29 protein-coding genes and 1 pseudogene are annotated in these 26,838 nt (G+C 56.9%); 22 read left to right on the top strand and 8 right to left on the bottom strand.

The features are described 5' to 3' along the window. Positions 1-7: 7 nt before the first annotated feature. From KSY82_RS07390 to KSY82_RS07350, 9 genes are all read left to right on the top strand, one after another. Positions 8-1,885: a TIGR03960 family B12-binding radical SAM protein gene (locus KSY82_RS07390; protein WP_217750728.1), complete on the top strand. Its 1,878-nt coding sequence runs from the start codon at positions 8-10 to the stop codon at positions 1,883-1,885. After that, positions 1,882-2,694 (top strand): TIGR03936 family radical SAM-associated protein, encoded by an 813-nt coding sequence (locus KSY82_RS07385; RefSeq protein WP_195192291.1) that lies wholly within the window; start codon positions 1,882-1,884, stop codon positions 2,692-2,694. Before KSY82_RS07390 ends, KSY82_RS07385 begins: the two co-directional genes overlap by 4 nt. Before the next feature lie 67 nt (positions 2,695-2,761). Next, the gene (gene rplU, locus KSY82_RS07380) at positions 2,762-3,136 is read left to right on the top strand and encodes a 50S ribosomal protein L21 (RefSeq protein ID WP_217750727.1); all 375 of its coding nucleotides are present in this window, start codon (positions 2,762-2,764) and stop codon (positions 3,134-3,136) included. Between the two features lie 33 nt (positions 3,137-3,169). Next, complete coding sequence (gene rpmA / locus KSY82_RS07375) at positions 3,170-3,427, top strand: 50S ribosomal protein L27 (protein WP_006236075.1); 258 nt, start codon at positions 3,170-3,172, stop codon at positions 3,425-3,427. Positions 3,428-3,512: 85 nt separating this feature from the next. Beyond that, positions 3,513-4,979 (top strand): GTPase ObgE, encoded by a 1,467-nt coding sequence (gene obgE / locus KSY82_RS07370; protein WP_022094754.1) that lies wholly within the window; start codon positions 3,513-3,515, stop codon positions 4,977-4,979. Between the two features lie 3 nt (positions 4,980-4,982). Next, positions 4,983-5,660 (top strand): nicotinate-nucleotide adenylyltransferase, encoded by a 678-nt coding sequence (gene nadD, locus KSY82_RS07365; protein WP_022094753.1) that lies wholly within the window; start codon positions 4,983-4,985, stop codon positions 5,658-5,660. A gap of 87 nt (positions 5,661-5,747) precedes the next feature. Next, positions 5,748-6,281 carry a bis(5'-nucleosyl)-tetraphosphatase (symmetrical) YqeK gene (gene yqeK, locus KSY82_RS07360; RefSeq protein ID WP_217108182.1) on the top strand — a complete coding sequence of 178 codons (534 nt, stop codon included), beginning with the start codon at positions 5,748-5,750 and terminating at the stop codon, positions 6,279-6,281. A 27-nt stretch (positions 6,282-6,308) separates the two neighbouring features. Next, positions 6,309-6,764: a ribosome silencing factor gene (gene rsfS / locus KSY82_RS07355; RefSeq protein ID WP_217750725.1), complete on the top strand. Its 456-nt coding sequence runs from the start codon at positions 6,309-6,311 to the stop codon at positions 6,762-6,764. Positions 6,765-6,901: 137 nt separating this feature from the next. Beyond that, positions 6,902-7,642 (top strand): transposase, encoded by a 741-nt coding sequence (locus KSY82_RS07350; RefSeq protein ID WP_217750724.1) that lies wholly within the window; start codon positions 6,902-6,904, stop codon positions 7,640-7,642. Between the two features lie 75 nt (positions 7,643-7,717). Here the strand turns inward: KSY82_RS07350 and dinB are convergent, their stop codons facing one another. Next, positions 7,718-8,971: a DNA polymerase IV gene (gene dinB / locus KSY82_RS07345; protein ID WP_217750723.1), complete on the bottom strand. Its 1,254-nt coding sequence runs from the start codon at positions 8,969-8,971 to the stop codon at positions 7,718-7,720. Between the two features lie 201 nt (positions 8,972-9,172). On the opposite strand from dinB, the gene rpsP reads away from it, so the two are divergent. Genes rpsP through KSY82_RS07305 form a run of 8 tightly spaced genes read left to right on the top strand, consistent with a single transcriptional unit; the run spans position 9,173 to position 15,644 of the window. Beyond that, a complete protein-coding gene (rpsP, locus tag KSY82_RS07340) occupies positions 9,173-9,514 on the top strand; it encodes a 30S ribosomal protein S16 (protein ID WP_022094749.1) in 342 nt (113 codons plus the stop codon). A 42-nt stretch (positions 9,515-9,556) separates the two neighbouring features. Next, positions 9,557-9,802: a KH domain-containing protein gene (locus KSY82_RS07335; RefSeq protein ID WP_171021534.1), complete on the top strand. Its 246-nt coding sequence runs from the start codon at positions 9,557-9,559 to the stop codon at positions 9,800-9,802. 4 nt (positions 9,803-9,806) lie between these two features. Beyond that, a complete protein-coding gene (gene rimM, locus KSY82_RS07330) occupies positions 9,807-10,328 on the top strand; it encodes a ribosome maturation factor RimM (protein ID WP_217750722.1) in 522 nt (173 codons plus the stop codon). Positions 10,329-10,338: 10 nt separating this feature from the next. Next, a complete protein-coding gene (trmD, locus tag KSY82_RS07325; RefSeq protein ID WP_217750721.1) occupies positions 10,339-11,097 on the top strand; it encodes a tRNA (guanosine(37)-N1)-methyltransferase TrmD in 759 nt (252 codons plus the stop codon). Positions 11,098-11,099: 2 nt separating this feature from the next. Then, entirely contained in the window at positions 11,100-11,663 is a 564-nt protein-coding gene (lepB, locus tag KSY82_RS07320) for a signal peptidase I (protein WP_217750720.1), read from the top strand. 59 nt (positions 11,664-11,722) lie between these two features. Next, positions 11,723-12,634 (top strand): glycine--tRNA ligase subunit alpha, encoded by a 912-nt coding sequence (locus KSY82_RS07315; RefSeq protein WP_006236091.1) that lies wholly within the window; start codon positions 11,723-11,725, stop codon positions 12,632-12,634. 3 nt (positions 12,635-12,637) lie between these two features. Further along, the gene (gene glyS, locus KSY82_RS07310) at positions 12,638-14,734 is read left to right on the top strand and encodes a glycine--tRNA ligase subunit beta (RefSeq protein WP_217750719.1); all 2,097 of its coding nucleotides are present in this window, start codon (positions 12,638-12,640) and stop codon (positions 14,732-14,734) included. A gap of 34 nt (positions 14,735-14,768) precedes the next feature. After that, complete coding sequence (locus KSY82_RS07305; RefSeq protein ID WP_217750718.1) at positions 14,769-15,644, top strand: pyruvate, water dikinase regulatory protein; 876 nt, start codon at positions 14,769-14,771, stop codon at positions 15,642-15,644. Positions 15,645-16,260: 616 nt separating this feature from the next. Here KSY82_RS07305 and KSY82_RS07300 read toward each other — a convergent pair. The 3 genes from KSY82_RS07300 to KSY82_RS07290 are packed head-to-tail and all read right to left on the bottom strand — an operon-like array spanning position 16,261 to position 19,197. Next, positions 16,261-17,403 (bottom strand): methyltransferase, encoded by a 1,143-nt coding sequence (locus tag KSY82_RS07300; RefSeq protein ID WP_217750717.1) that lies wholly within the window; start codon positions 17,401-17,403, stop codon positions 16,261-16,263. Then, on the bottom strand, positions 17,396-18,430 hold the full coding sequence (locus tag KSY82_RS07295; RefSeq protein WP_368042046.1) for a radical SAM protein: 1,035 nt from the start codon (positions 18,428-18,430) through the stop codon (positions 17,396-17,398). The genes KSY82_RS07300 and KSY82_RS07295 overlap by 8 nt, the downstream gene beginning before the upstream one ends. Before the next feature lie 41 nt (positions 18,431-18,471). Further along, positions 18,472-19,197 carry a DUF5969 family protein gene (locus tag KSY82_RS07290; RefSeq protein ID WP_217750714.1) on the bottom strand — a complete coding sequence of 242 codons (726 nt, stop codon included), beginning with the start codon at positions 19,195-19,197 and terminating at the stop codon, positions 18,472-18,474. A 198-nt stretch (positions 19,198-19,395) separates the two neighbouring features. Here KSY82_RS07290 and KSY82_RS07285 point away from each other — a divergent pair, with 198 nt between their 5' ends. Then, positions 19,396-20,022: a DUF1648 domain-containing protein gene (locus KSY82_RS07285; RefSeq protein WP_055287380.1), complete on the top strand. Its 627-nt coding sequence runs from the start codon at positions 19,396-19,398 to the stop codon at positions 20,020-20,022. Positions 20,023-20,516: 494 nt separating this feature from the next. Next, positions 20,517-21,005, top strand: coding sequence for a hypothetical protein (locus tag KSY82_RS07280; protein WP_217750713.1), 489 nt, complete (start codon positions 20,517-20,519; stop codon positions 21,003-21,005). 583 nt (positions 21,006-21,588) lie between these two features. Here the strand turns inward: KSY82_RS07280 and KSY82_RS07275 are convergent. The 3 genes from KSY82_RS07275 to KSY82_RS07265 are packed head-to-tail and all read right to left on the bottom strand — an operon-like array spanning position 21,589 to position 23,711. Then, positions 21,589-21,771, bottom strand: a complete 183-nt coding sequence (locus KSY82_RS07275) for a hypothetical protein (RefSeq protein ID WP_195233559.1) — start codon at positions 21,769-21,771, stop codon at positions 21,589-21,591. A gap of 12 nt (positions 21,772-21,783) precedes the next feature. Next, positions 21,784-22,830, bottom strand: a complete 1,047-nt coding sequence (locus KSY82_RS07270; protein ID WP_195233561.1) for a radical SAM/SPASM domain-containing protein — start codon at positions 22,828-22,830, stop codon at positions 21,784-21,786. Then, positions 22,830-23,711, bottom strand: a complete 882-nt coding sequence (locus tag KSY82_RS07265; protein WP_217750712.1) for a PqqD family protein — start codon at positions 23,709-23,711, stop codon at positions 22,830-22,832. Before KSY82_RS07265 ends, KSY82_RS07270 begins: the two co-directional genes overlap by 1 nt. 182 nt (positions 23,712-23,893) lie before the next feature. Between KSY82_RS07265 and KSY82_RS07260 the strand changes: the two genes are divergently transcribed. The 3 genes and pseudogenes from KSY82_RS07260 to KSY82_RS10570 form a co-directional block, all read left to right on the top strand. Continuing rightward, positions 23,894-24,253 carry a hypothetical protein gene (locus KSY82_RS07260; protein WP_195233565.1) on the top strand — a complete coding sequence of 120 codons (360 nt, stop codon included), beginning with the start codon at positions 23,894-23,896 and terminating at the stop codon, positions 24,251-24,253. Positions 24,254-24,349: 96 nt separating this feature from the next. After that, positions 24,350-25,954 carry an ATP-binding cassette domain-containing protein gene (locus KSY82_RS07255; protein WP_195233573.1) on the top strand — a complete coding sequence of 535 codons (1,605 nt, stop codon included), beginning with the start codon at positions 24,350-24,352 and terminating at the stop codon, positions 25,952-25,954. Between the two features lie 104 nt (positions 25,955-26,058). Further along, a pseudogene (locus tag KSY82_RS10570) lies at positions 26,059-26,382 on the top strand (ATP-binding cassette domain-containing protein); the annotation flags it as partial. A gap of 391 nt (positions 26,383-26,773) precedes the next feature. Here the strand turns inward: KSY82_RS10570 and KSY82_RS10565 are convergent. After that, a partial coding sequence (locus tag KSY82_RS10565; protein WP_368042025.1) for an IS3 family transposase occupies positions 26,774-26,838 on the bottom strand: 65 nt, incomplete at its 5' end.

Here is a 26,838-nt window from a genome sequence, read left to right as displayed (position 1 = left end):
TTTTCCGTTGCGCGTTGCATACCAAGACTGTTTTCATTTAATTGAGCCGCTGCTCGCCAAGGTCGAGAAACCGAGCCGCTATATCGATCACGAGTGGGGCACGCTTTCCAAGGCCGATGCCGACTACCGTTGCTGCCTGATCTACCCGGATGTGTACGAGGTCGGTCTGCCCAACCAGGGCATCGCCATCCTCTACAACATCCTTAACCAGGCCGAGGGCATCTCCTGCGAGCGCGGCTATGTGCCGTGGCCCGATATGGGTGACGCCATGCGCGAGGCAGGCATTCCGCTGCTGTCGCTCGAGGGTGCAGCGCCGGTTGCTTCGTTTGATATCGTCGGCCTGCATGTTCCGCACGAGATGGCGGTGACGAACTTCCTCGAGGCTCTCGACCTCGCTGGCATTCCGCTGTTGGCGGCCGACCGCACCGAGGACGACCCCATTATCATCGCCGGCGGCCCCTCGGTGTACAACCCCGAGCCGTACGCGGCCTTCTTCGATGTTATCCTCATCGGCGAGGGCGAGGAATCGCTGCTCGAGACCTGCCAGCTGCACCGCCGTCTGCGTGACGAAGGAGTCCCGCGCGCGCAGATTGTCGAGCAGCTTGCATCCATTGCCGGCAACTACGTGCCGTCGCTCTATGAGGTTTGTCACGACGAGCCCTGCTCGCCGCATGGCTACACCGTGCCGCGTGAGGGCAAGGATGCGCCGACCGTGGTCTACAAGCGCGTCGTCGAGGATTTCGGCGCCACGAATCCGCTGTCGCAGTCGTGCGTGCCCTATGCGCAGCTGGTCCACGACCGCCTGTCTATCGAGATCCTGCGCGGCTGCGCCCGCGGCTGTCGTTTTTGCCAGGCCGGCATGACGTATCGCCCGGTGCGTGAGCGCTCGGCCGACCAGATCGTCTCGTCGGTGATTCAGGGTCTGGAAAAGACCGGCTATGACGAGGTGTCGCTGACCTCGCTCTCCACGACCGACCACTCCTGCATTCGCGACGTGCTCGGCAGGCTCAACCGTCGCCTGGAGGATACGGGTATTCGCGTGTCTATTCCGTCGCAGCGCCTGGATTCGTTTGGCGTGGATATGGCCGAGTCGGTCGCCGGCGAAAAGAAGGGCGGACTGACGTTCGCGCCCGAGGCCGGCAGCCAGCGCATGCGCGACATCATTAACAAGAACGTGACCGAGGAGGACCTGGACCGTGCGGCCAAGGCGGCCTTCGAGGCCGGTTGGAACCGCATGAAGCTCTACTTTATGATGGGCCTTCCCGGCGAGCGCGATGAGGACATCGTGGCCATCGCCAATCTGGCCGATCACGTGCTGGAGCTCGGTCGTTCCGTGGTGCCCAAGGCTCGTCGCGGCTCGATTTCGGTGTCGATCTCGGTTTCGGTCTTTATCCCCAAGGCTGCCACGCCGTTCCAGTGGTGCCCGCAGCTCGACTACGACGACGTCAAGCGTCGCCAGAAGCTGCTTATCACGAGCGTTCGCAACCGTGCCGTCCGCGTGCATTACCACGATGCCGAGACCTCGCTCATCGAGGCCGCGCTTTCCCGCGCCGGTCGTGACATGACGCCCGTCATCATCGATGCTTGGCGCTCGGGCTCTCGCTTTGACGCCTGGGTAGAGCATTTCTCGCTCGATAACTGGAAGGAAGCTGCTGCCAAAAACGGCATCGACCTCAATGAGCTCGTGCACCTGCCCTACGAGTTGGACTGGCGCCTGCCGTGGGAGCACGTGAGCCCCGGCTGCACGCGCGGCTTCCTCGAGCGCGAGTACCGTCGCTCGCTCGAGGGCGTCACGACTCCCGACTGTACCCGCACGTCGTGCACCGACTGCGGGATCTGCCCCACGCTCCACGCCAAGAATGTATTGATGGGTGATCGCGCATGAGTGAGCGCCTGACCGACAACCCCTCGCTCTTTAGGCTTCGTGTTCGCTATGGCAAGCGCGATCGCCTTAAGTACCTGGGCCATCTCGAAGTGATCCATACCATTGAGCGCATCGTGCGCCGTGCGGGACTTCCCTATGCCGTCACGCAGGGCTTCTCTCCGCACATGCGCGTGGGCTTCTCTTCGGCGCTACCGGTGGGTACGTCGTCGACCTGCGAGTGGTATGACCTGTTTATGACCGAGTTCGTGGCGCTCGACGAGGCGTTTGGGCGCCTGTCTGCGGCGTCTCCGGCCGATCTGGCGCCCATCGAGGCGGCGTACATCGACGTGCGCACGCCGGCGTTGACGGCGCAGCTCACGCGCCTGTCGTATCGCATCGACCTGCACTTGGATCCCGAGGCGCCCGTAAGCGCCGACGAGGTGCGTCGTGCGATCGACACGCTGCGCGCGGACCATGGCATCGACTACGCGCGCGGAAAAAAGAGCAAGCGCTTGGATTTGGATCACACGCTCGTGGGCTATGAGCTCACGGCGGGGGAGCGCCCGGACCATTTGGTGCTCATGCTCGACACCCATGCCGACAACGAGGGCTCCATGCGTCCGGAAATTTTGCTTTCTGCTGCTGATGTTTTGTTGCAGGGCTTGACCCCGGGCGTGGATGCACCTATTGTTTCCACGGGTATGCAAGACCTCGTGACCATCTGCTCCTACGATGTCGAGCGTCAGAATCAAGCATGCGAGGACGACGAGGGCCGACTCGTCAGCCCCATACCTGTGCGAACTTGTGGATTTGCTCCACATACTCGTTGACGGGGGTATTTTCGCCTGCTACTATATTCGGCTGTTGCACTAACTGATGCATGAAGGGCAAGTAAACATGTACGCAATCGTTAACACGGGCGGCAAGCAGTACAAGGTCGCCACCGACGATGTCATCACCGTCGAGAAGATCGAGGGCAATGAGGGCGACAAGCTCACCCTGCCGGTTATCTTCCTCAACGATGGTAAGAAGATCGTCACCGATCCCGACAAGCTGGCCAAGGCCAAGGTTACCGCTCAGATCGTTGAGCAGTTCAAGGGCGAGAAGCAGCTGGTCTTCAAGTTCCACAAGCGTAAGCGCTATCGTCGTCTGAAGGGTCACCGTCAGCAGCTCACCAAGCTGAAGATCGTGAAGGTTCAGGCTACCTCCCGCGCCAAGAAGGCTGTCAAGGCAGAGGCTGAGGCTGTTGCCGAGGCTCCCGTCGCCGAGTAGATTACACTCGTAACGAAAGAGTAGGTATACACAATGGCACACAAAAAAGGACTCGGTTCCTCCCGTAATGGCCGTGACTCCCGCGGTCAGCGCCTTGGCACGAAGCGCTATGCCGGCCAGACGGTAACCACGGGCACGATTCTCGTCCGTCAGCACGGCACGCACATCCACCCGGGTGAGAACGTTGGCCGTGGTAAGGACGACACGCTGTTCGCGCTGGTCGACGGTACCGTTGAGTTCCACAAGGGTATCAAGCACAGGGTCAGCGTACGCCCGCTCGCGAACGCGTAATTCACCCTTCATAGAGCACATATGTGGGAGGCACTTGAGTTTTAGGATTCAAGGGTCTCCCTCTTTTTTGTAGGAGGCGATTCTGTTGTCACAGTTCACCGATATCAGCCGCATTAACGTGTGCGGCGGCGACGGCGGAGCCGGATGCATGTCGTTTAGGCGCGAGGCATTTGTCCCCAAGGGCGGCCCCGATGGCGGCGACGGCGGTCGTGGCGGCAATGTCGTCATCCAGGCCGATGCTCAGCTGTCTTCGCTGATCGATTACCGCTTTAAGCATCACTTTCGCGCCGAGCGCGGCACGCACGGGCAGGGTGCCCGTCGTAACGGCAAGAGCGGCGAGGACCTGATTCTCAAGGTCCCTATGGGTACCGTGGTGCGCGAGCTCGACCCCGAGACGCAGACCCCGATGTTTGAGATTGCCGACCTGGTGCACGACGGTGAGCGCGTCGTCGTGGCGCCCGGCGGTGCCGGCGGTCTGGGCAACACGCACTTTGTGACGTCGGTGCGTCGCGCTCCGGCCTTTGCCCAGTTGGGCGAACCGGCCGAGGAGCACTGGATCGAGCTCGAGATGAAGCTTATGGCCGATGCCGCGCTCGTGGGCTTTCCCTCCGTGGGTAAGTCATCGCTCATCGCGCGCATGAGTGCCGCCCGTCCCAAGATTGCTGACTACCCGTTTACCACGCTCGTGCCGAACCTCGGCATGGTGCGTGCCGGTGAATATTCTTACGTCGTTGCCGACGTCCCCGGTCTTATCGAAGGCGCGAGCGAGGGTAAGGGCCTGGGTCACCAGTTCCTGCGCCACATTGAGCGTACGGCCCTGATCATGCACGTCGTCGACATGACGGGTGGTTTTGAGGATCGCGATCCGGTCGAGGATTACCACATCATCAACCGCGAGCTCGAGCAGTATGGCGCCGAGCTTTCGGAGCGTCCGCAGATCGTCGTTGCCAACAAGTGCGATGCGCCGGGCACGGCCGACAAGATTGCCGACCTCAAGCGCGCAGCGCTCGACGATGGACATATGTTCTTTGCCGTGTCTGCCGTGACGGGCGCCGGCCTCAACACGCTGATGCTTGCCGTGGGCGAGCAGGTGGCTAAGCTGCGCGCCGAGTTGGCTGTCTCGGATGAGCCGGTCGTTCTGCGCGACGATGAGTGGGAGCGCCGTCGCCTGCAGCGTGAGAAGCGTTTCCGCATTGTTCAGGAAGAGCCCGGTGCCTTCCGCGTGGTCGGTCGTGCCATCGAGCGCATGGTCATCCAGACCGACTGGGAAAACGAGGAAGCCGTCATTTACCTGCAGCATAAGTTTGCGCGTATGGGTGTTGACGACGCGCTCGAGAAGGCCGGTTGCCGTGCGGGCGACGAGGTCCGCATTTGCCAGCGCGCCTTTGACTTTGAGGGCGCCGAGGACTTCTCGGAGTACGAGGAGCTCGAGGATGCTGGCGAGGACGTTGCCGTTGAAGCCATTGACGTGGCCGATGCTGCGGATGAGGGAGTCGAGGTTGTCGATGCGGCGGATGCCGCGGGCGATGCCGAGACCTCGGAGGGCGAGTAAGCCATGTCGCTGCGCGGTGGAATCGGTCTGCCCGAGCTTCCTCTAGAGGACGGGCAGGAGTTTAGGCTCGGCATTATGGGTGGCACCTTTGATCCCATCCATTACGGGCACCTGGTGACCGCCGAGCAGGCGCGCGAGTCGCTCGACTTGGACGCTGTGCTCTTTATGCCGGCGGGCTCTCCTGCCTTTAAGCTTGACAAGCCGGTGACGCCTGCCGAGGACCGTTATGCCATGACGGTCCTCGCCACCGCCGCGAACCCGGCCTTTTTGGCGAGCCGGTTCGAGATCGACCGTCCGGGTGTAACCTATACGGCCGATACGCTTCATGCCCTTCGCGACTTTTACCCGTCGCAGGTAAAGCTCTACTTTATTACGGGCGCCGACGCGATTATCGATATTGTGACTTGGCATGATGCCGAACGAATCGCTGAGCTTGCTACCTTTATCGCGGCGACGCGACCGGGCTTTGATATCGATACGGCGCGTGCCCGAATCAAAGAGTCGGGGCTGCCGTTCGACGTGCGCTATATTCAGATTCCGGCGCTGGCGATCAGCTCGACGAACATTCGCAAGCGTGTTGCCCGCGGTATGAGCGTGCGCTATCTTACGAGCGAGTCCGTGCTCGGCTACATTCGCAAACGCAGGCTATATGCCGATTTGGGCCAAGAAGATTTTGAGTGATGGGGGTCTACGTTGTCGGTAGAGGATCAGTTTGAGGGCGATGAGCGCGCGCTGCTCAAGCGCATTCAAGAGCTGCTCGATGTTCGCATGAAGGATAAGCGCAAGCGCTATGTGCATTCGCTGGGTGTTGCCGAGACCGCACTTCATCTGGCCGAGGTCTACGGCGTTGACCGCTTTGATGCCGCTGCTGCCGGTCTGATCCACGACTGGGACAAAGTGCTCTCCGACGACGAGCTGGTTACGCGCGCTCTGCATTACGGCATTAAGATTGCCGGCTCTCCTTCCGCCGCGACGCCGCTTTTGCATGGCCCTGTTGCCGCCTATGAACTTCCGCAGCTTTTTCCCGAACTGTCGCCGGCCGTTTTCCAGGCTGTCGACCGTCATACCGTGGGTGCCTGTGACATGACGCCGCTCGATATGGTGGTCTTTGTGGCCGATGCCATCGAGCCCAACCGCCACGGCGACTATGCGCATGCCCTGCGCGAGATGGTGGGGGAGTCGACGCTCGATGAGTTGTTCTTCTCCTGTTTTGCGCAGGGTCTGGTCTATGTGATCCAGTCCGGGCGCTATCTTTATCCCACGGCTATTACGATTTACAACCATTACGCCCAGCTGCGCTAGCTCGGGCTGTCTAGAAAGAGGTATTCCATGGCCGACGAGACCATGACCGGCGAGCAGATTCTTGAAGGTGTGGAGCACCAGAGCTTCGTTGCTACGTCCGACCGCACTGCCGCCTCGCTGTCCGCGAGCGGTGTCGCCGCCCAGGATGTCGCCCGCGCCGCCGCGCAGGCCGCCTACGACAAGAAGGGCGAGGACGTTCAGGTGCTCGACCTGACCGAGCTTTCCGACGTATGCGACTACTTTGTGCTTGCCACCGGTACCAACAACCGCCAGGTCGATTCTATCGTCGACGAGATCGAGGAGAAGGTCGCCGAGGCTTGCGGCGAGCATCCGTTCTCCATCGAGGGCCGCGAGCAGAAGACCTGGATGCTTATGGACTACGGTTCGGTTGTCGTCCACGTCTTCACTCCCGAAGCCCGCGACTTCTACCGCCTCGAGAAACTCTGGGGAGACGCCCCCCAGCTCCCCCTCAACCTCCTCTAAATGATTTTTCTGGGACGGGGATAAAATAATCATTGCTACCGTTTGCCGAACCGCTCACCTTTGTTGGGCGGTTCGGCCTTTTTCTTCCTTTCCTTTTGTATGCTGTGACTACTGCATCCTTGGAAGGGAGGGTTTCGATGACTCGTGTTGCCCGTGCGTTGTCCGAACTCGGCCATTATCACGTCATGCTCAAGGGCTGTGCTGGTCAGCTGATCTTCGAAGACGATGACGATCGCCTTTATTATCTCAATCTATTGAACAGACGATTTACGTCCGCTCATATTCGTCTTCTTGCCTGGTGCCTCATGGACAATCATGTTCACCTGCTATTTGATGATCTCGATAATCAGATGAGCGTTGCTATGCATGCGATTGATACGGCATATGCGAAACACTTCAATCAAAAAACCGGCCGCCGCGGACCGGTGTTCCAGGAACGATTCAAGAGTGTGATCATTTCTGACGACAAACAGCTGCTCCGTTGCGTCCGATACATACACGACAATCCTGCAAAAGCAGGTATTTCTTCTGCTCCTCTGTATCGCTGGAGCAGCTTCCATGAGTATTTCTCTCATCCCGAAATTTGTGATTGTGAAGGTATTCTCAATCTGTTTGGGGGTACGGAAGCGTTTTATCTTTCGAGTACCGACGGCAAGCCTAATCCCTATTTTATGCCCGAAGGTAAGCATATCTCCGATATGGATGCGCTGGAAGTTGCCCGGGCTCTTTTGGCTCCGCATGAGCCTTATCAGCTTAAAACTTTGCCGAAATCAGAGCGAAATCGTCTTCTGGCAGTGTTGAGGCATCGGGGGTTTACGATTGACCAGATTTCGCGTCTGACGGGAATTGGGACCAATATCATTCAAAGGGCGAAATGACGCTCCAAATGATTAAAAAATCCCCGTCCTAGAATAATCATTCGCAGCTACCCGGCTTTCATTTTGCCTCAGGGACTAATCGTTGAAGCGGGATTGGCGGCCGAAGGAAAGGGCGGTGTCGCCGAATTTGTCTCGGACGGCGTCGATGGCGACGGAGAGGTCGCGGCGGTCGCTGGATTGGGCTCCGCGGTCATCGATCTCGCAGAACAGGTCGGTCTGGATGCCGCCTTGGTGGTCGAAGTCGCTCATGCCGATGCCCGCTAAGCGAACATGCATGCCTTCCTGCCAGATGTTGTCGAGCAGTTCGAGTGCAACCGCCACGAAGATGTTCTCATCGTCGGTCGGATGAGGCAGCCGGCGCTGTGCCGTACGCCCGCTGCCGTACGAATACTTAAGCTTGAGCGTTACCGTGGCACCCGTCAGCCCCTGACGGCGCAGGCGGCGTCCCACTGACTCTCCCAACAGCGCAATCGCCGCCTCAATATCCCCACGCTCAGTCAAATCTTTAGCAAAGGTGCGTTCATTGCTGACCGACTTGACCTCGCGCTCTTCATCGAGGCTCGTGACTTCGGAGATTTCGAGTCCCAGCGCACGCTGGCGCATGCGTTCGCCGTTGACGCCAAAAATAGAGGCCAAGGTGGATTCCGGTGCACGTGATAGCTCGCCGAGGGTGTAGATGCGCATGCGGCGCAGTCGCTCCTCGGCCGAGCGTCCGATGCCGCTCATGGCAGATACTGGCAGCGCGGCCAAAAAGCGCTGCTCGGTTCCGGGGCGCACGATGGTCAGCCCAAACGGCTTATCCCGCTCGCTTGCGATCTTTGCGACCGTCTTGTTGCAGCCCACGCCAATGGAGCACGTCACTCCCAGTACTGCCACGCGGTCGCTTATACGCCGCGCAACCAGCAGCGGGTCTTCGGGCGCAAAGCGACCCGGTGTGATATCGATAAAGGCTTCGTCGATGGATACGCGCTCAACGCGCGGGGTCTCGTCGGCGAGAATCGCCATGACCTGCGCGCTCACCTCGCGGTAGCGATCAAAGTGCCCGTGCGTCCAAATGGCTTGCGGGCACAAGCGCCGCGCCTCGGCCGAGGCCATGGCAGAGTGCACGCCAAAGCGACGCGCCTCATACGAACACGTGGACACGACGCCACGCGAATCGGCGTCTCCGCCCACGATGAGCGGCTTTCCGCGCCATTCGGGATGATCGAGCATTTCCACGCTCGCAAAAAACGCATCAAGGTCCATCAGGCCCACCGCCGGACCCGTCCAGGGAGGCGGCGTGAGGCCCATGGCATCCTCATAACCGTATGTATGTTCGCGTCTTTCCATGTCATGAGTATACCGCGCAGCTCATGTGGGGTGCGTGTATGTGCTTGCAAATCCCGAATTCTTGTCTAAGATATGGATTTGCCCTCGACTACACCGAAGAAGTTGGTCTCACGGACTTCACCTGCCCGCGTCGATGGCGTATTATGTTCAACTGTTTGTTTGTAGTTGCAGCCTAAAGCTGCTTGGTTGGAGGAGTTTCCTTTGGCAGTCAAGATTCGCCTTGCTCGTCACGGCGCTAAGAAGCGTCCGTACTACCGTGTCGTCGTCGCCGATTCCCGCGCCCCGCGTGACGGTCGTATCATCGAGGAGGTTGGCCGCTACAACCCGATGACCGCCCCCAAGACCATCAACCTCGACCTCGAGAAGATCGCTGACTGGCAGTCCAAGGGCGCTCAGCTCACCGACGCTGTCGCTGCTCTGGTCAAGGCCGCCAACGAGGGCGAGAAGACCGAGACCGTCGTCAAGAAGTCCAAGAAGCAGCTCGCCAAAGAGGCCGAGGCCGCTAAGGCTGCCGCTGAGGCCGCTGAGGGCGCCGAGGAGTAAATCGTGCCTGAGGTTGACGCTGCACAGCTCGAGGGTGAGGCAATGCTCTCAGATCGCATCGCCGATCTCGTCGAATATCTCGTTGTTCAGATCGTCGACGACCCGGATTCCGTGAGCCTCGAGGTCATCGATGGTGACGACGCCTCCACGATTGAGGTTTCTGTTGCCGAGGATGACGTCGCTAAGGTCATCGGCCGTCGTGGCCGTACCATCAAGGCCATTCGCACGCTCGCCCGTGCACTGGCCGCTCGCCTCGACACTGCAGTCGAGGTAGAGGTTCTGGGCTAGGACCTTGAGGTCCCAGTACAAAAACATCGCCCGTGTGGTCAAGCCGCACGGAAGGAAGGGGGAGGTCCTCGCGCAGCCGCTGCGGGGGCTTCCTTCTGTATTGACGCCGGGTATGCGCGTCGCCTTGACGCCGCCGGCGCTCAAGCGCGACCGTTTTTGCACGGTCGTATCCGTCACCGATACGGGCGATGGCGATCTGGTCTCGTTTGAGGGCATTGACGACTTGACGGCCGCCGAGGGCATCACGGGATGCTACGTGCTGGCAAATCGTGACGTTTTTGAGCTCGATTCGCTCGACGCTGCCTATACCGACCTGATGGGTCGCGAGGTGGTCGACGAGCGCTTCGGTTTGCTCGGTACGATCGTCGAGATCATGTCGACGCCCGCCAACGATGTTTGGGTTGTCGAGGGCAATCGGTACGGCGAGGTGCTGATTCCCGTGATCGAGCAGGTTGTGCTCGATCTTCCCGATCAGGGGACAATTTCCGTCCGCGTTATGGACGGTTTGATCGATATGGACAAGTAGGGAGGATAACATGCTGATCGAGACCCTTTCGGTCTTTCCCGAGATGTTTGAGCCCGTCATGTCCACATCGATCTTGGGCCGCGCCCGCAAGGCCGGCCTTTTTGATTTTAAGGCCTATAACCTGCGTGACTGGACGCACGACCGCCATCGTACCGTCGATGACGAGCCGTACGGCGGCGGGCAGGGCATGCTCATGAAGGTCGAGCCTATCGCAGAGGCCATCGAGGCTATTAGCTCCGAGGGTCCCAAGCCCACTGTGGTGTTCTTTACCCCCTGTGGCGAGCCTTTTACGCAGCATGTGGCCGAGCGCCTGCTCAAAAGTGAGCGCCTGCTGTTTGTGTGTAGTCGCTACGAGGGCGTCGACGAACGTGCATATGCGTATGCCGACGAGCGTCTGTCGATCGGCGACTATGTGCTTACGGGTGGCGAACTTCCCGCTATGGTCGTTGCCGATGCTGTCGTACGCCTGATTCCCGGCGCCCTGGGCGACGAGATGAGCAATGTGGACGAGTCGTTCTCGACCGCCGAGGACGGAGGCCTGCTCGAGTACGCGCAGTACACCCGCCCCGCCGAGTTCAACGGCGAGGGCGTGCCGCCGGTGCTCGTGAGCGGCGACCACGCCAAGGTTGACGCCTGGCGCCGTAAGAATGCCATCGAGCGCACCTGCCGCTGGCGTCCCGACCTGATCGAGACGGCGCGGCTTACGCCCGAGGAGCGCGCATACGCGCAAGAGATCCTGGACGCATCGTATTCGAAGAGCGAGGAGTGAGAATGGTTCCTTCGCAGCATTCCGTGCTAAAGGGTGCGTTTGAGTGGATCGCGGTCGTCGCCATCGCACTGGTCGCCACCTTCTTGATTCGCTCGTTTGTGGTCGAACCCTTTGTGGTGCCCACCGGCTCCATGGAGTCCACGATCGAGATCGGCGACCAGATCCTGGCGCAAAAGGTGAGCCTTGAGCTCGGCCGCCCCGTCAGCCAAGGCGATATTGTGGTGTTCCACAACCCAGATGGCACCTCCGAGCATGATGTTCTCGTCAAGCGTGTTATTGCCACGGCCGGCCAGACGGTCGACCTTCAGGACGGCAAGGTGGTCGTTGACGGCCAAGCGCTCGACGAGGGCTATACGACCGGCATGAGCTGGCCGCTTTCGGTCCAAGCTCCTGGCGCTCAGGTAAGCTATCCCTACACCGTTCCCGACGGGTGCGTGTGGGTGATGGGCGACAACCGCGAAAACTCTGCCGACTCGCGCTACTTTGGTCCCGTTGATCGCTCTGATTTGATCGCCGTGGCGCTTGTGCGCTACTGGCCGCTCAACCGCATCGGCACTATCGACTAAAAACCGCTATAGTACAGAACCTAACCGTGTAATCGTTTCGACGAGGGGATATTAGAGGCATGAACGCTTCATCGCTTTCCTTCCAAGACATCATCCTGCGCCTCCAGCAGTACTGGGGCGAGCAGGGCTGCGTCATTATGCAGCCCTATGACTCCGAGGTCGGTGCCGGTACCTTCCACACCGCGACCACGTTGCGCTCGCTCGGTCCTGCCGAGTGGCGCACCTGCTACGCTCAGCCTTGCCGCCGTCCCGCCGACGGCCGCTACGGCGAGAATCCCAACCGCATGCAGCACTACTATCAGTTCCAGGTGCTCATCAAGCCGTCGCCGGTCAACGCCCAGGAGCTCTACCTTGGGTCTCTTGCCGCTATCGGTCTGGACCCCAACGACCATGACGTTCGTTTTGTCGAGGACGACTGGGAGAGCCCGACGCTGGGCGCCTGGGGCCTTGGCTGGGAGGTCTGGCTCAACGGCATGGAGGTCACGCAGTTTACGTACTTCCAGCAGGTGGGCGGCATCGAGGTCGACCCTGTGCCCGTCGAGATTACCTATGGTCTGGAGCGCATCGCCATGTACGCTCAGGGCGTCAACTCCGTCTACGACCTGGTGTGGAGCTATCTGCCCGATGGCACGCCGATGACCTATGGCGACGTGTTCCTGGAGAACGAGCGCGAGTTTAGCGCCTACAACTTTGAGGTCGCCAACGTCGAGATGATGCGTCAGAAGTTTGACGACTACGAGGCCGAGTGCCACTCCTGCCTTGAGCGCAAGCTGCCGCTGCCCGCTTACGACTGCGTCATGAAGTGCAGCCATGCCTTCAACCTGCTCGATGCTCGCGGTGCGCTGTCCGCGGTCGAGCGTGCTAACTACATCCTGCGCGTCCGCGCCGTCGCCAAGGCGTGCTGCGAGGCCTATATGGCCGAGGTCGCTGGAGTCAACGAGAATGCCGACCAGGAAGGCGAGGTGGCGTAAGCCATGGCAGACGCTAAGGATTTCCTGTTTGAGATCGGTACGGAGGAAATGCCCTCTGCACCGCTGAACAATGCCGTCAAGCAGCTTGGCACCATGATTGCCAAGGGTCTCGACGAGGCCGGCCTGGCCCACGGCGAGGTCCGCGTGATCTCGAGCCCGCGTCGTCTGGCTGCGCTCGTGGCCGACGTCGCCACCGCGACCGATGAGGTTCACGAGGTCAAGCGTGGTCCCGCGGCAAACATTGCCTTTGATGCCGACGGCAACGCCACCAAGGCCGCCCAGGGCTTCGCTCGCAAGTGCGGTGTGGCTGCCGAGGACCTGGTCCGTCGCGAGGACACTGACGGTCGCGAGTATGTGTTCGCCGAGAAGAACATTCCCTCCGCACCGGCTACGCCGATTCTGACCGCTCTGTGCGAGAAGACCATCGCCGGCCTGCAGTGGCCCAACTACCGCAGCCAGCGTTGGGGTCACGAGCATGCGACCTTTGTTCGTCCGGTCCGCTGGATCTGCTGCCTTTTGGGCGAGGATGTTGTGCCCGTGTCGTTTGCCGACGTGACGAGTGGCAACACCACGCGTGGTCATCGCGTACTTGGCCCTGGTGACCATGTGGTCGCCAGCCCCGCCGTCTACGAGCAGGTGCTCGAGGACGCCGGCGTGCTTTCTGCCGAGCGTCGTCGTGAAGCCATCCTTGCCGGTATCGCCGAGGTCGAGGCTGCGCGCCCCGGTTGCCATGTCGACACGCCCAAGAAGGTCTTCGAGGAGGTCATCAACCTCTGCGAGTGGCCGACGGTGCTTGTCGGTACCTTCGATGAGGAGTTCCTCAAGGTCCCGCATGAGATCATCTGCGAGTCTATGCTCACCAATCAGCGCTACTTTCCGATCTATGACGGCGAGGGCAAGCTGACGCGTGAGTTTGTGGTCGTCTCCAACAGCAAGCCCGAGAATGCCGAGCGCGTGATCGACGGCAATGAGCGCGTCGTGCGCGCCCGCCTGGACGACGCCAAGTTCTTCTACGAGGAGGATCTGAAGATCTCCCTCGACGAATTCCGTGAGCGTCTGGCCAAGGTCGCCTTCCAGGAGAAGCTCGGCAGCGTGCTCGCCAAGTCCGAGCGTATTGAGCAGCTCGCGCTCGCTATTGCCCGCGAGGCTCACCTGGGTGCCCACCTGGCCGCCGACGCCGCTCGCGCCGCTCACCTGTGCAAGGCCGACTTGGTGTCCAACGCCGTCGTCGAGTTCACGAGCCAGCAGGGCGTGATGGGCGGTTACTACGCCAGCGCGATGGGGGAGAACGACGAGGTCGCTCACGCTATTCGCGATCACTATCGTCCCCGCTTTGCCGGTGACGAGCTCCCCGAGGGCACCGCTGGCTGCATCGTGGCCTGCGCCGACAAGCTCGATACCATTGCCGGCATCTTTGCCATCGGCGAGCCCCCGACCGGCTCTTCCGACCCGTACGCGCTGCGTCGTGCCGCCATCGGCATCATCAACATCCTTCGCGACCGTCTGCCGATCGACCCCACGTCGCTCATCGACTTTGCGCTCGAGCTCTATAGCGAGCAGGGCATTGAGTTCGACGCCGCCGAGGTCGCCCAGCAGGTTCGCGACTTCTTCCACGGCCGTTTGGTGAGCATGGCCCGCGACGAGAAGATCCCGGCCGACACCGTTGCCGCCGTTTCCGCGGTGCACATTATTGCCCCGTCGGTCTTCTTCGCCCGCTGCGCCGCCCTCGATGAGGCCCGCAAGAACGACGCCGAGACCTTCGACAACCTGGCGACCGCTTACGCCCGCGCGGCGCATATCTCCAAGTCCGAACTGGGCGCGGAGTACGATCGCGCTCTGATGGGCGAGGTCGAGCTTGCGCTTGCCGACGCCTCCGAGGCCGCTCAGACCGCCGTCGATGCCGCGCTTGCTACCGAGGATTATCCTGCCGCATTCGCTGCCCTCGCCGCCCTGCGTGCCCCCATCGACCGTTTCTTCGACGAGGTTATGGTCATGGACAAGGACGAGCAGCTCCGCGATAATCGCCTTAAGCTGCTCAACCGCTTTGAGGCCGTTTTCTCCGGCATCGCCAACATCGGTGAGCTTGCCCGCAAAAAGTAAGCTATCCTGCGCATAAGCGCAAAAGGAGCCCCGCATGGATTGCCCGGTCACCGCTCGTCCCACCGTTATCGTTATCTCCGACTCGCTCGGTGATACCGCTTGTGAGGTGGTGCTTGCGGCGTCCGGGCAATTTGATGAAGGGGCTTTTCGTGTTTTACGTCTGCCTAAGGTGACCTCGGTGGAGCAGGTTAAGTCGTTTGTGGGTCCGCATGTCGATGCGGACCATCGCGATATCGCCGTATTCCACACAATTGTCGATCCGGCGCTTCGTGCTCGCGTGCTCGACTACTTGGGCATGCTGCACATTCGCTCGGTCGACCTGATCGGCCCGACGCTTGCCGTGCTGTCGTCGCTTATCGGCGTGCCGCCAAAAGGAGTGGCGGGTGTGATCCATAAGACCGATGACCGGTATTTCCACCGCATCGAGGCCATGGAGTACTTTGTCGAGCACGATGACGGACGTGGTTGCGACGATCTGTCGGGTGCCGATATCGTGCTGCTGGGCGTGTCGCGCACATCCAAGACGCCGCTGTCGATGTATTTGGCCTATCAGGGCTACAAGGTCGCCAACGTTCCGTTGGCGCACGGTATGGAGCCGCCCAAGTCGATTTACGAGGTAGACCCGATGCGGTTGTTTGGCCTGATTTCGACCGTCGACGTTATTTCTGAGATTCGCGATAGCCGCTTGGGCGACGACTATGCCCGTGCCGTCGCCGGCTCCTATGCCGAGCCCGAGAGCGTGCGAAGCGAGCTCGAGGAGGCTCGTGCTCTCATGAAGCGCCTGGGTTGCTTTGTAGTGCGTACCGACGGCAAGGCGATCGAGGAGAGCGCCTCCGAGATCATCGCTCACCTCGATGAGATCCAGGAAGCAAGGGCCCGCCGAGCCGCCCGCCGCGCCCAGCAGCAGTAACTACTGAGTAGCTAATTTGGGACGTGTCTCTATAGTATTGTCAAATCTCCTGGGACGAGCCCGCCCTCCTCGAGTCGCTCGGGAGGCTCGGCGTTGCAGAGACGGCGAGGCCGGACGGGGATTACCTCTTCGTGATGGAGGGGAACCCCGGCGCTGGAGGGCGACGGGGAGGCGCCTCGGGTGCAGCTACACAAGGGGGCCTGTCCACGAGGTCCACGTGCGGGAAGTCAATTAATTTACCGTTCAAAAAGGGGGCAATGTGGGAAAGGGCCAAGCCGACTATTGAAATGACGATAAAGACGAGGCATCCTGATGTATGTCGGAATATAGATAGGACAAAACGTATCATCTATATCGCTTCTATGAAACCCGATGCAAGTTCTTCTCAATCTCGAAATAGATTGAAGGCATTGAGAGGAACTTTATACTACAAAAATCGTAGGTCTGCCACCTAGACAGAAGAAGTGATTTTGTATGCGGAATCTTGCATTTTGAAAACCGGTGCCAACTATGAGGTGTGAGTCGGGCTCGGTAAAGCGCGGGGGAAATGAGATAGGCTGCGCGTCATCAGAGAGTGGCGCGCAGCCTATTGACCTGCTTTCGTATGACGGATGCTTTAGAGGATCCAGGGGCCAAGTGGGTTGCCATCTGCGGAGCAGTCTTGAATCGTTAGGATGGGATTTTGAAAGGGCTGTCTCTCCCTCCACGCCTTCAAGTGATAGGTGCAGACGCGGTCGTAGTGGATTTTTTTGTATGCGCGCGATATCTGTTTTACAGCCTCCTCTTTGCTGGAATATTTTCCTGGAGCATGTGCAACAGATGTGCATGCGATACCGTCGATCCAGCCAGATTGGGGTCCGAGGTTAAAGCTCGAGATTATTGTCAAGACGCCATTGAGGCCAGCTTGCAACAAATCGTTCTGTATTCGTTCAAATGCTGATTGATTGTTGGTTCCAAGGCCAATCATTCCAATTGCAGAGAGGTATCCGCTATCAGTGAGTTTATCTCCTGCACCTCGAATAACCTTGCTTGTGATGTTGAGGCCATCTGGGCCGCCATCGCCAACGAAGGGGTATGGTACGTCTTCTGGGATTGGGAGCAAAGGAGGATTCACCGTAATGAGTTCATAGCTGCAAGAGCTTTCGATATTGTTTAGTGCGTTGTAGAGACTTCCGGTTAGAACAGTTAAATCTTCGCTAATACCATTGACCAGTGCGTTTAGTTGGCAGATTTCTGAGGCGATTGGATTGATATCTATCGCCGTGACGTGCATTCCAGATTTTGCCAGTATGAGTGCCTGGATGCCTGGTCCAGAGCAGAGGTCTAAGGCATTCTTTCCGGGGGATGGGCTTAGCCGACGAGCGAGCCCAATTGAATCAGAGCCAAAATATAGTAAAGGCGAGGGTGATGGCGCATCGGCAAAAAGCCAGATGCCATGATATCGGATTAGAGATAAACCGGAAAGGGAGGCATTGCCATTGTGCTTGCTTAGCAGCCCGAGTGAGGCTATGGTTTCAACAGTGCCTTTCAGCAGACTTCTTTTTGCCACTTCTGAATCGAGATCAATCTCTCCACCTAGCATCAGGAAGGAGACGATCTCTTGATGCTCCCTGTCAAGTTGATCCCAGATGCGATGCGCGCATTCAAAAGGATCTATAGATATGTCAAGTGTGTCTAAAAAATCTGTTACTCCTAGAGTGTCCAATCTACGGAGTGGATTACTCGAGAGCGAATTTAAAGAGGGTAGCACTTCAATCATGTATATCAGACCCATTTCCGATAAAGGTAGTCTCGAATTTAGTCTCGACAATCAAGTCGGCTGCCAGTTTAGGAGCTAGCTTTGCAAGACAGGTCTGTGCCTCTTTCGAGAGGGCGATGTCTTCGCAAATCTCGCATTGAGAGAGGTAGCTTGAGCGCCCAAATGAAGAAAGGCCTCCGCTCGTGCGCAAGTGCTTCAGCAGCCCTCCTGGTCCTATGTATTGTATGTAATTAAGTAGGAGCAGCTGCAGTTCATTAATGTCATCCGTCAGATTGATTTTGCCAAGATCGAAAAGCCAAGTTCCCTCTGCATTTATTCCGCAGCAGGGTGCAAGATGGCAGTTTGGGGAAATAACGAAGTCTCGGCCGCAGTCGGAACAGTGTGACGCTAAGAGACGTGCCTGCGGTCGCGCATTTTGGTTGAGACTGAGATTTCGTGCGCGCCCAATTCGCGTGATGCCTGAATCCGTGATGAAGCGGGCTGTCGCGCTGGGAGGCTGGGTATTATCGTCGAACTGATGCAGGAGTGGAATGTCTTCATTAAGGTACTTGCACAGGTATGCCGGGCTGATTGTACTGTTGTTATCTCTGCAGACCGCAATGCCGAGAGTTTGAAAGCCCATTGTTTTTGCTGAGTTCCAAAGGTTGCGCACATTCTCGAGGGGTATATATTCCGCATGAAAGTCGTCGCAGCTGATATTGATTTCGTCAAGGCCACATGACTTCAATTCGTTGAGGAACGTTTCTGCGTCTCTTTCGCTTTTTGCCCACCACGCATTCGTTACAATTCGAGTAAAGAGTCCTAAAGAATTCGCATATGCGATGGCCTCGAGAAGGTCATCGCCAAGAAGGGTGCATTCTCCGCCCGTAAACACAACAACACCACTTCCGACGCATACTTCGGCGAAGCTATCGATGAATTGCCGCATTTGGGGAAGAGTAAGCCTGTCACTGTTGTTCGGAGTGCAGCTCATCAGACAATGATCACACACAGCGCCACATTTATATGTTGTTATAAATGTCAGCATTCGAGGTCTGCGGAACAGCACGTGCTGCGAGCTTTCGGAAATCATGCCACGAGCAAACGGGCGTCGGTGATTACCAAGGTGCCTTCGTTCTCGGAGTAAGTAACTTCGAATTCGACGGAGCGATAATACCCGCGGGCGACCCCATTGGAAGCCCCTTCGGGGTTGATGGTATTGGAGCTGGAATTCTTGATTGCTGTTTTAAGCATGGCTGCTTGCCTCGCTGCACTCAAGCCCTCTTGATCAAATTTCCTGAAAACAGAAGTTTGTTTGTACGATTCTGATAGTTCAACAACATCAGGTTTGTTCATAAAAATAGCTGATCCATAGCCCATTGTGTTGACGTCGTACTTAAGGTTGGCGTTGTTTTGAGCATTCGCGTTTGCGTTTGCCATTCCGTTTGCGTTCAGAATGATGTTTGCGTTCGTTACTGCGTTTGCATTAAGTACAACGTTTACGAGAGGTATCGTTTGCGGCTCAGCTTCGTTGTCCTCGTCATAATATGCAAGTTGGATACGACGATATACTGCGCGTGCAACGGGGACACGCGCCTCCTTTTCGGTTGACTCCACCAGTTCGTACAGAGAGACTTTTCGATTTCCCGCTTTGATTTGGAGGTCTGTAATTCCATATTTCTGGAATACGGCACGAGGCTGAGCTTCGAAATCGCGTCTTGCGTCGGTAGATTGTTCCGCGTCCGCGACCAGTTTTTCAAGGATGCTAAGCTGGGACTGTATTGAGAGTTCGTTTAGGTGGTTCACATTGTCCATAGCGGTGACCTCCAATGTTGAATAGCTGTCTTGAAAGACTACGTCATGCTAGTGTCGGTATCGATTTGATACTACGAGCAAATTAGAACTAAATGGATATAGTTTCCATACTAATCAAAACAAACTTGCATCCAAGTTTTTATTTATACTTGATTTAAGGCGGAGTGGAATGTGGGTGCGCAAGGAGACGCGGAATCGATGAGAGCCTCAAAAAAAATTACTGCAGTGTTATCATCTTTCATCCTCTCTATTCTTCCATTTCTGATTCTATGGGCGGCTTGGTCAGTCCTCCCTGATACAATTCCCGCTCATTGGAGTGGGGGTGTGGTTGATCGATGGGGTAATAAGCTTGAATTGCTGGTTGTTCCGCTGTTTTCTCTGATTGGTTCTATTGCAATTTCTGTGTACCTTATTGTTTCCACGCGGCGAAGAGAGTTCGCGGATTTCTCTGTTCGAATGCGACGGGACTTTGTTGCGTGCTATATTTCTAGTCTTCTTTTATCGACAACCTGCTCAGTGATAATTGCCGTTTGGGTTCAGTTGATTCTTACGCAAAACACTGCGGTTGATGGGGGGCTTGGACTATCGATCCTGTATTCCCTTCCCGGGCTATATGTGATCTTGTGCGCTTTGCCGCCTTTTTATGCGAGCGGCGAGAGCAAAAAGGCAGAGCGCCTGATAACAGTTCTTATTGGCGGCGCGGAGATTGTTCTTTGTGGAATAGTGCTTGAAGGTTCGGCTGCCTCATATGCGATGATTGGACTGATGATTCTGTTCTGTGCGTTTGAGATTGTGTCACAGGTAAGGGATAGCCGGTCCTTATGAGTTGAATTACGCGCGTGCGGATATAAAGGGTGGCATGTTAAGCTGGTCGTTTTCTCGTTCTGGGACATTTGCAGTAGGATGAGTGGGACTAGGCGCGCTGCGGTGTGATGGTTGAGACTTGTATCGCTGCAAATCCGCTGATGCACATTTTGCTATTGGGCTTGAAGGTGGGACCGGCAGGCCTTTGTTTGGGTTGTTCTGGTCGTCCAACGCGTGTTGCACGGCTTTATATTGTTACCCTCGTTCGGCGCTCCGTTGGAGCATTTCCGGGTTTGTCGGCATCATGACTTGGCCAAGTGACACGCTTGCCGGGACGGTTGTAACGCCGCGCCGGTTCCGTGTGCTCCTTCGTTGTTGGCCTGTCCAGCCGGGGGCGGATTCGGCCTCATGTTGTGGCGCACGGCCTTCAGGGGCTTCCCCTGGCGAGTTATGTTCGTCCGTATGGGTAAGGGTCGGGTTGAGCTGACAATCCCGTGTCGGAAGGGGCTTGGACCATGCGCGCGATGACAGAGATTGAGTGGCTGGACGGCCGTGTGACGAAGGTGCCGGAGCTCGCCCTGGGCGATGCGTTCGGCGAGAGCGTCCAGGCGGAGCTCGATTTCGGGTTCGACGATGTGTTGGAGGGCCTTTGGGTCGAGGTGCGCCATCATGAGCCGGATGAGGACTCGGACGGCGACCCGCGCGGGAGGGGCTGCGCACTGTACGCGGACTGCCGGTACAGCCTGGTCGAACCGTCGGACCTCGACCGTGTCTTCTGCATCCTTTACGAGGGGCAGCCGAGGGTCTGCCGCGTCGCGGGGGAGCTCGTGAACCTTTTGCGGGCCTGCGCGTTGTCCTGCCTCATGCTCGGATCTCCCTACCCGCCAGGCGCCCTCGAGGCCCTGGCCGCGTGCGCTCGATACCTCTGCGGTCCGGCTTTCACATCCGACCTCGCCGCCCGTGCCCGCGCCGCGGGGGAGCTAGGGCCCCCGCGGCGGCGGTGAACGCGGCCGCTGCGTGGGAATTTGGGATGGGGGCGGGTTCCGAAACGCCTGCGGAGGGGAGAACCCCGTTGGGCGGGGACTATTCGTGATGCTTGATATCGCATTGCAGTATGGAAGCACGGATCATCTTCGCGATGGTCCGACCGGTTGATGGGCTAGGACGCGCATTCAGCAGGGAAGGGGATGGCTTTTAATGCCGCTTTTGGCTTATGCGTGCCGCGCTCCGCGTATGGCCATCCTGCGGTGCTAAAGCATTCTTGAAGTCTGTTAAGTGAATTCGTTTTAATCGCGCACGTGGCCGTTTGCCCATGTCGCATAACAGGATTCACTGTTGATTGCCCGTGTGATGACAGCGTGAGTTTCGGGGGGGGGGGGTGGCGTGAGCGGAGTCGCCGCGTTGTATAAGTCTGGCCGGCCCGACTGATGTGTCGATCTGTCGGGCCGGCCGAGAATGGTGAAGAGATCTCGCTGTTGAATGAACGAATGTTACAAGCAGCTCTTCAAGGCGCTTTGGGCGTTGGCTGGGGCTGCGCAGTCAATCGCATGCAGTGATAGGCGAGGCGATTGCTCGATGAGCCGGCGACTAGTTCTGTGCTGCACTCGTCCCGGTGCCGTCGTTGTCTGCCGAGTACCAGAATGCGTAGGCCGCAACGACGGCATCATAGACGGCTGCGACTACGTTATCCACGACGGCTGCAAAGTTGACCACAACGGGAACGGGGCCGGTTTTGGAATCCATCTTCTCTACTTCTGGGGTCTCATACATGGGAACATCTCCTTAGAATTGTGACAGGACGCTCAGGTCGCCTAGATCATCGTCGATCAGGTCGATATAGAGGTCGCCGTCCATATTGATGTCTGCAATCAACGATGAGATCTCTTCCATCTCGTCAATCGAGTGCATACGATTGGCCAACGCGGTAACAACGGGCTTATCCCAAACGGTTGCCATTCCGGCATCGTAGTATTCCTGAAGGCTGTGTTTGCGAACGTTTCCGATGATGAGAGGTATATAGGGGGATGCGACGATATCGCCATTGGCGTGGATGGCCACTTGGTCAAATTGCATTTGCAGTTGAGGGAATCTGACCAAGTGGTCGATGGGGTCGCCCCACTCAAGCATGAAATAGCCTCGATAGTCCGGATCGTATCGAAGGTCATTGATCGTGTTGACTAGCCGACGGTATTGATTATTCGAAGGGCGAATCGTGCGGTTTCTTCGGGCTCTACCGAGGAGCATGAGCGGCTGAACTCTAAGGTCAATTCGGTCAGTTCTACCCGACGATTTCAGCTTGTCTCGAAGCATCGTGCAAACTGGTTTGAAATCGTCGACATTGAACGATGTCGGACAAAAGGCAATTGAAAGGTGCAGTGAGGTTTCGTTCAGCGTGATATCGATGGCGTCGAGCACCCGGTCGTATAATCCCGAGAGTCCTCGCATATGTTCGTGAGAATCGCGTAGGCCATCGAGGCTAAACTGTATGCCGTTTAAACCGGCGCGTTCGAGCTCATGCAAAGTATTTGAGTTTGCGAGCAGACCGTTTGACACGAGGTTGCATTTGACGCCAGATGCGCTGAGCCGCCGCAAGGACTCGATGACAAGATCCTTTCGCAGGAGGGTCTCGCCTCCGCAGAAGCAGAAGCTAAAGGGGTGCATTTGACAAATCGAGTCGACGAGTTCGAGGACTTCGTTGTCGGATAATTCGTTCGCGACGACATCGTTTTCTCCACTGTTGTTGAAGCAGTGTAGACAACGAAGGTTGCATTTGTTTGTAATGTCGAGCGCAACGCTGTGGGGCGCTCCGATTATTGCCGGCATGCTCATTATTGCTTCTTATCGAGCGGGCGAACAAACAGCTTGACGTCGCCCGAGTCGAGCTCATTGGGCAGGGTGCCGACTAAGGAAAAGCCAAGGCGCTGGTCGGAATGGTCAAGTTGTTCGGCGATTGGGGTGGAATCAGGCGCGTCAATTCTGAGCGCGCGGTAGGCTTTGGGAGCGGAAGATCCGTAGTATTCCGCAAGGCGGTCGAGCACACCGGCAAGCAGCGTGGAGCTGCATGAGATAAATTTGATGATGACGCTGCGGCCGGCGGGATTAGTGGCCGGCTCGCATATTATCAATCCATTAATTTCTCCGGACTGGCTCGTGAGTAGAAAATAATCATGGGTAAAGGAAAAGAGCCTTTGGCGAAGAACCAGAAAGTTCTCCAATTCGGGCTCAACGTCGAACTCAGAGAAATAGATCCTATTGCCATTTTTGGACTGTTTTGCAGAGAGGGATTTTGCAGCCGCCTCTTCGATTTCAGCAAACCTGCTCGCGTCCGCGAGAATAAGCAGCTCGTCGGGATTCACCGATGTTAGGTAATCGGAGCCGAAAGGGTCGTTCATATATCTCCCTTCTTTCTTCCAAACGATAAGACAGTTTACGGTCAGGCTATGCAGGGTTTGGGCCAGGTCATGCGCTAGCGTCTCGCGCGGTTGATCTGGGTATTTTTCTTGGAACAGACGGAGAATTTTGGGCAAATCGCAGGTGCCGTCGCATAAGTCAAGAATCTCTTTAGCGACCCTGTTGAGGATCGTATAGATTTGTTTCCCATCTGAGCTTAGGACGCTCAGGCGGTTATTTGGTTCACTGCGAAGGTAGCTTGGGTCGAGGGGGGATAGGGATGACTCCAGGCAATGATGAGATTTGCGCGCTCCAAACATTCACGGATTCCATTGATCTCCTTTGGTTGTGGCCTATCTTCCTCGAATAGCAACTCGTTCGATAAAATATCACAAATCGAAACGATATATAAAAGAATATATTTATATCGATATACAATATTAGGGTAAAAAAGTTTTGATGTTTGTCGATAGGGCTGGTATTGAAGGAGTGGACTGGAGTGATGGCGATGTCGGACGTTGTGGTTTCAATGGTGGGGTCATGCCTGCTGCTGTTGTTCGGAATAATGATATATCGAGGCAAGCTCACGGGATTGCTTGCCGGAATGTCATTGCTATCGGGAGAGCGTTTAGAGGAGGCAAAGCGGACGGCCGAGTCTCTAGGCGCAAACCGAGTGGTGGGGGCGTCTATAGTTTTCTCCGCAATATGCCTTTTTCTCTCGTCCCTTTTTCCGGACAAAAGGGCTATTCTCGGTCTGATGGTGGCTGCTGTTATAATCGCCGCGCTTGCCTATGCAAATAGGGGGCTTATTCGTATGTATATAAAGGTGAAATGGAATCCTGGGCACCGCAACCCGAGATAATGTCTTGAGCAAGGATTAACAACAAGGGATATATGGGAGCGATTAAGCGGCGAGCAAATTCAGTTTTGGATAAAAGGCCGCTTGATGGGAGCTGGCATGTTTAAGAAGACGGTTCACGAGTTGTTTCGGTGTAAAGGGTCACGGCTTTTCGTGATTCTCATGCTGGTGAATTTTGCTCTCTCGTGCGTCATGCCCGCCTTAAACGGTGGGTTTGTAGACTTTCTCGTGACGAATAGGGATCCATCTCGCGTCGTGTGGTTTGCGGCCTTTGTTGCGGGCATAGGGATATCGGCCTCCTTCATGTCGTATGCGATGGGTGTGAACGTATCGCGCGTCATCTTGGAGATGACGACGAGACTGATGGGGACCACGTGTGAGTCGTTTGAACGGGGGCCCCTGGAAAAGGGGGAGCAGGCGGATCCATCCTATACAACGCAGAGGGTGTATGCGGATTCGAATGCGGTGTCATCGTTTGTCGTGAACAACTTCCTGACGATCGGGCTTAACATCGTTCTGGTTGTGTTGATATGCATCATCCTGTTTTCGATTAATCCGGTGTTCCTGGTGTTAAGTGCATGTTCGCTTGTTGCGTACTTCATTTTATTCAGGGCGTTGAAAAAGCCGTTGTACAACAGTTCGCTTGCGAACAAGGAGGGTTTGAGTAAGCTTTTCGCGTCCGTGAGCGGCGAGCTGTCGCAGTTGTTTGACATTAAGTGCGATGGCGCATATAACCAGAGCGCTCGGACGCTCAAAGGGGTATTCGAGGGGTACTACCCGATTTACATGAAAGCAAGTAGGGTCTCGAATCTGGCCACATCAAGCGACGGCCTGATCTCGTCTGTGTTTCGGGGGGCACTGCTCGTGATCTCCGGGATGGAAATATTGAGCGGAAGAATGAGCTTAGGCGAGTTCACAATGGTGAACTCGTATTACTCGATGGCGTTCGGATGCTTCAAGTATTTTTTGAATTATTTCAAATCGTATCAGGACGCAAGGGCCTCGTTCGACCGATTGGGGGCTCTGACGGAGGACGCCGAGGACCGCGGCACCCTCACGGTTGGGCACGTGGAGAGCATATCGTTGTCCAACATCGCGTACCGATACGCGGGAAAGCCCTACTTATACCGCGACCTCTCCGTGGAGGTGGAGGAAGGAAAAACCTATGCCATTACCGGGCCGAACGGATGCGGAAAAAGCACGTTTCTGAAGGTGCTCCTTGGACTATATTCTGCTGGGGGACATCGGGCTTTGGGGTCGGTGCCATATGAAGAGCTCGATATGGAGACGATCCGACGGGACCTGTTTGCGGTGTGCCCGCAAAAGCTCTTTATTCCGAACGAAACGGTGGAGAATTACCTTGAGAGGACGTCGATTCGGGGATCGAGCGAAAACCTCCGAGAGCTTGTGCCGAGTTTCTATCGAACCGTCGAATCGTTAAAAGGCAAGAATTGTAGAGACCTTTCTGGTGGAGAGTATCGAAAGCTAAGGATATTCGCAGCACTTCGCAGGCAGCCGGAAGTGCTTGTGTTCGATGAACCAACGAACGATTTAGATGAAGAAAGCCGTCGGGAGTTCACGGAGTATATTCATCGAAATCCCTTCGATCAGCTAATTCTTGTTGTAAGCCATGATCAGGATTTGATTTCAGCATGCGATAGGAAGCTGGATTTGGATTTCGATCCGAAAAATGGGCAATGCTGATGGGAAACGCTTAGAGTTCGGGCTTGCGCGTCATGGAGTAATCTTTCCTCTTATCGAAAATCGTTACAATATAAGAAAAACAGTAAGCAAGAAGAAATGGCTCGGGGAAGAGCTCGCTGCTGTCAGTGATATTGGGTCTATATCCAGATAACACGGAAGGGGCCGTCCTCTACAACGGGGTATCACAGCGTCGCATCGACCGATACGCATTGCGGCGGTGCCGAGTTGGCATTACGGAGCAAGAGCCCCCTATTGTTGGGGGGACGATCCTCGATAATCTTACGCTGCTTTCTGATGATTTCGAGGCCGACAAACTGAATCGGATGCTTGCCATATTGGGGTTAGACAAAATGATTGCCGCTGCGGAGAACGGGGCGGCAGCGATGTTTGGCAGCAAGAAAGGAGGGGTGTCCGGCGGGGAGAAGTAGAACATCGCAATTGTGCGGCAGATGTTGAAATCGCCGGACGTCATGTTGTTTCTTGAGTCAACTTCAGCGCTTGATGCGAAGAGCCGGAGCGCGCTAATTAAATTGCTTCATGAGGTTAAGAGAGACCATATTGTAATTGTTGTCACTCATGACGAAGAGATGCTTGCGGCTTGCGACGAGGTCATTCCGATGCCCGGATGCTTATCGGGACGTGGCGTTGAAGGCCCAGAAGATCGAAATGGCGTGGGTGTTGGGTAAGTCCCTACGCGTACGACGTTGGGTTTCTGATCTTCATCGTCCTGCAAAGAAGGCTTTGTAACACGTTTCCCCTGGGAGGCCCCTTTTGTCCGTAGTGAACTGCGCCCCAAATCTTGGACGCCCTAAATAGCGACTAGGCCGCGAGGGCCTGATTCCGGTACTCCTCCGGGGTCAGGCCCTTCAATCTTACCTGCCTCC

Source organism: Collinsella aerofaciens (assembly GCF_019131995.1).
Classification (GTDB): domain Bacteria; phylum Actinomycetota; class Coriobacteriia; order Coriobacteriales; family Coriobacteriaceae; genus Collinsella; species Collinsella aerofaciens_S.
The sequence above is the reverse complement of the archived record's forward strand: the minus strand, read 5'-3'. Positions and strand labels throughout refer to the sequence as shown.

What these genes read in the sequence shown, in the direction of transcription:
- KSY82_RS07265 (WP_217750712.1), bottom strand. Translation starts at nt 23,711, where the DNA reads ATGTTTGGAGCGCGCAAATCTCATCATTGCCTGGAGTCATCCCTATCC.
- KSY82_RS07315 (WP_006236091.1), top strand. Translation starts at nt 11,723, where the DNA reads ATGAACGCTTCATCGCTTTCCTTCCAAGACATCATCCTGCGCCTCCAG.
- lepB (WP_217750720.1), top strand. Translation starts at nt 11,100, where the DNA reads ATGGTTCCTTCGCAGCATTCCGTGCTAAAGGGTGCGTTTGAGTGGATC.
- KSY82_RS07385 (WP_195192291.1), top strand. Translation starts at nt 1,882, where the DNA reads ATGAGTGAGCGCCTGACCGACAACCCCTCGCTCTTTAGGCTTCGTGTT.
- KSY82_RS07290 (WP_217750714.1), bottom strand. Translation starts at nt 19,197, where the DNA reads ATGGACAATGTGAACCACCTAAACGAACTCTCAATACAGTCCCAGCTT.
- KSY82_RS07270 (WP_195233561.1), bottom strand. Translation starts at nt 22,830, where the DNA reads ATGAGCATGCCGGCAATAATCGGAGCGCCCCACAGCGTTGCGCTCGAC.
- KSY82_RS07280 (WP_217750713.1), top strand. Translation starts at nt 20,517, where the DNA reads ATGCGCGCGATGACAGAGATTGAGTGGCTGGACGGCCGTGTGACGAAG.
- KSY82_RS07295 (WP_368042046.1), bottom strand. Translation starts at nt 18,430, where the DNA reads ATGCTGACATTTATAACAACATATAAATGTGGCGCTGTGTGTGATCAT.
- rplU (WP_217750727.1), top strand. Translation starts at nt 2,762, where the DNA reads ATGTACGCAATCGTTAACACGGGCGGCAAGCAGTACAAGGTCGCCACC.
- KSY82_RS07275 (WP_195233559.1), bottom strand. Translation starts at nt 21,771, where the DNA reads ATGTATGAGACCCCAGAAGTAGAGAAGATGGATTCCAAAACCGGCCCC.
- KSY82_RS07350 (WP_217750724.1), top strand. Translation starts at nt 6,902, where the DNA reads ATGACTCGTGTTGCCCGTGCGTTGTCCGAACTCGGCCATTATCACGTC.
- rsfS (WP_217750725.1), top strand. Translation starts at nt 6,309, where the DNA reads ATGGCCGACGAGACCATGACCGGCGAGCAGATTCTTGAAGGTGTGGAG.
- KSY82_RS07300 (WP_217750717.1), bottom strand. Translation starts at nt 17,403, where the DNA reads ATGATTGAAGTGCTACCCTCTTTAAATTCGCTCTCGAGTAATCCACTC.
- KSY82_RS07255 (WP_195233573.1), top strand. Translation starts at nt 24,350, where the DNA reads ATGTTTAAGAAGACGGTTCACGAGTTGTTTCGGTGTAAAGGGTCACGG.
- KSY82_RS07285 (WP_055287380.1), top strand. Translation starts at nt 19,396, where the DNA reads ATGAGAGCCTCAAAAAAAATTACTGCAGTGTTATCATCTTTCATCCTC.
- KSY82_RS07260 (WP_195233565.1), top strand. Translation starts at nt 23,894, where the DNA reads ATGGCGATGTCGGACGTTGTGGTTTCAATGGTGGGGTCATGCCTGCTG.
- nadD (WP_022094753.1), top strand. Translation starts at nt 4,983, where the DNA reads ATGTCGCTGCGCGGTGGAATCGGTCTGCCCGAGCTTCCTCTAGAGGAC.
- yqeK (WP_217108182.1), top strand. Translation starts at nt 5,748, where the DNA reads ATGAAGGATAAGCGCAAGCGCTATGTGCATTCGCTGGGTGTTGCCGAG.
- glyS (WP_217750719.1), top strand. Translation starts at nt 12,638, where the DNA reads ATGGCAGACGCTAAGGATTTCCTGTTTGAGATCGGTACGGAGGAAATG.
- dinB (WP_217750723.1), bottom strand. Translation starts at nt 8,971, where the DNA reads ATGGAAAGACGCGAACATACATACGGTTATGAGGATGCCATGGGCCTC.
- rpmA (WP_006236075.1), top strand. Translation starts at nt 3,170, where the DNA reads ATGGCACACAAAAAAGGACTCGGTTCCTCCCGTAATGGCCGTGACTCC.
- KSY82_RS07305 (WP_217750718.1), top strand. Translation starts at nt 14,769, where the DNA reads ATGGATTGCCCGGTCACCGCTCGTCCCACCGTTATCGTTATCTCCGAC.
- trmD (WP_217750721.1), top strand. Translation starts at nt 10,339, where the DNA reads ATGCTGATCGAGACCCTTTCGGTCTTTCCCGAGATGTTTGAGCCCGTC.
- KSY82_RS07335 (WP_171021534.1), top strand. Translation starts at nt 9,557, where the DNA reads ATGCTCTCAGATCGCATCGCCGATCTCGTCGAATATCTCGTTGTTCAG.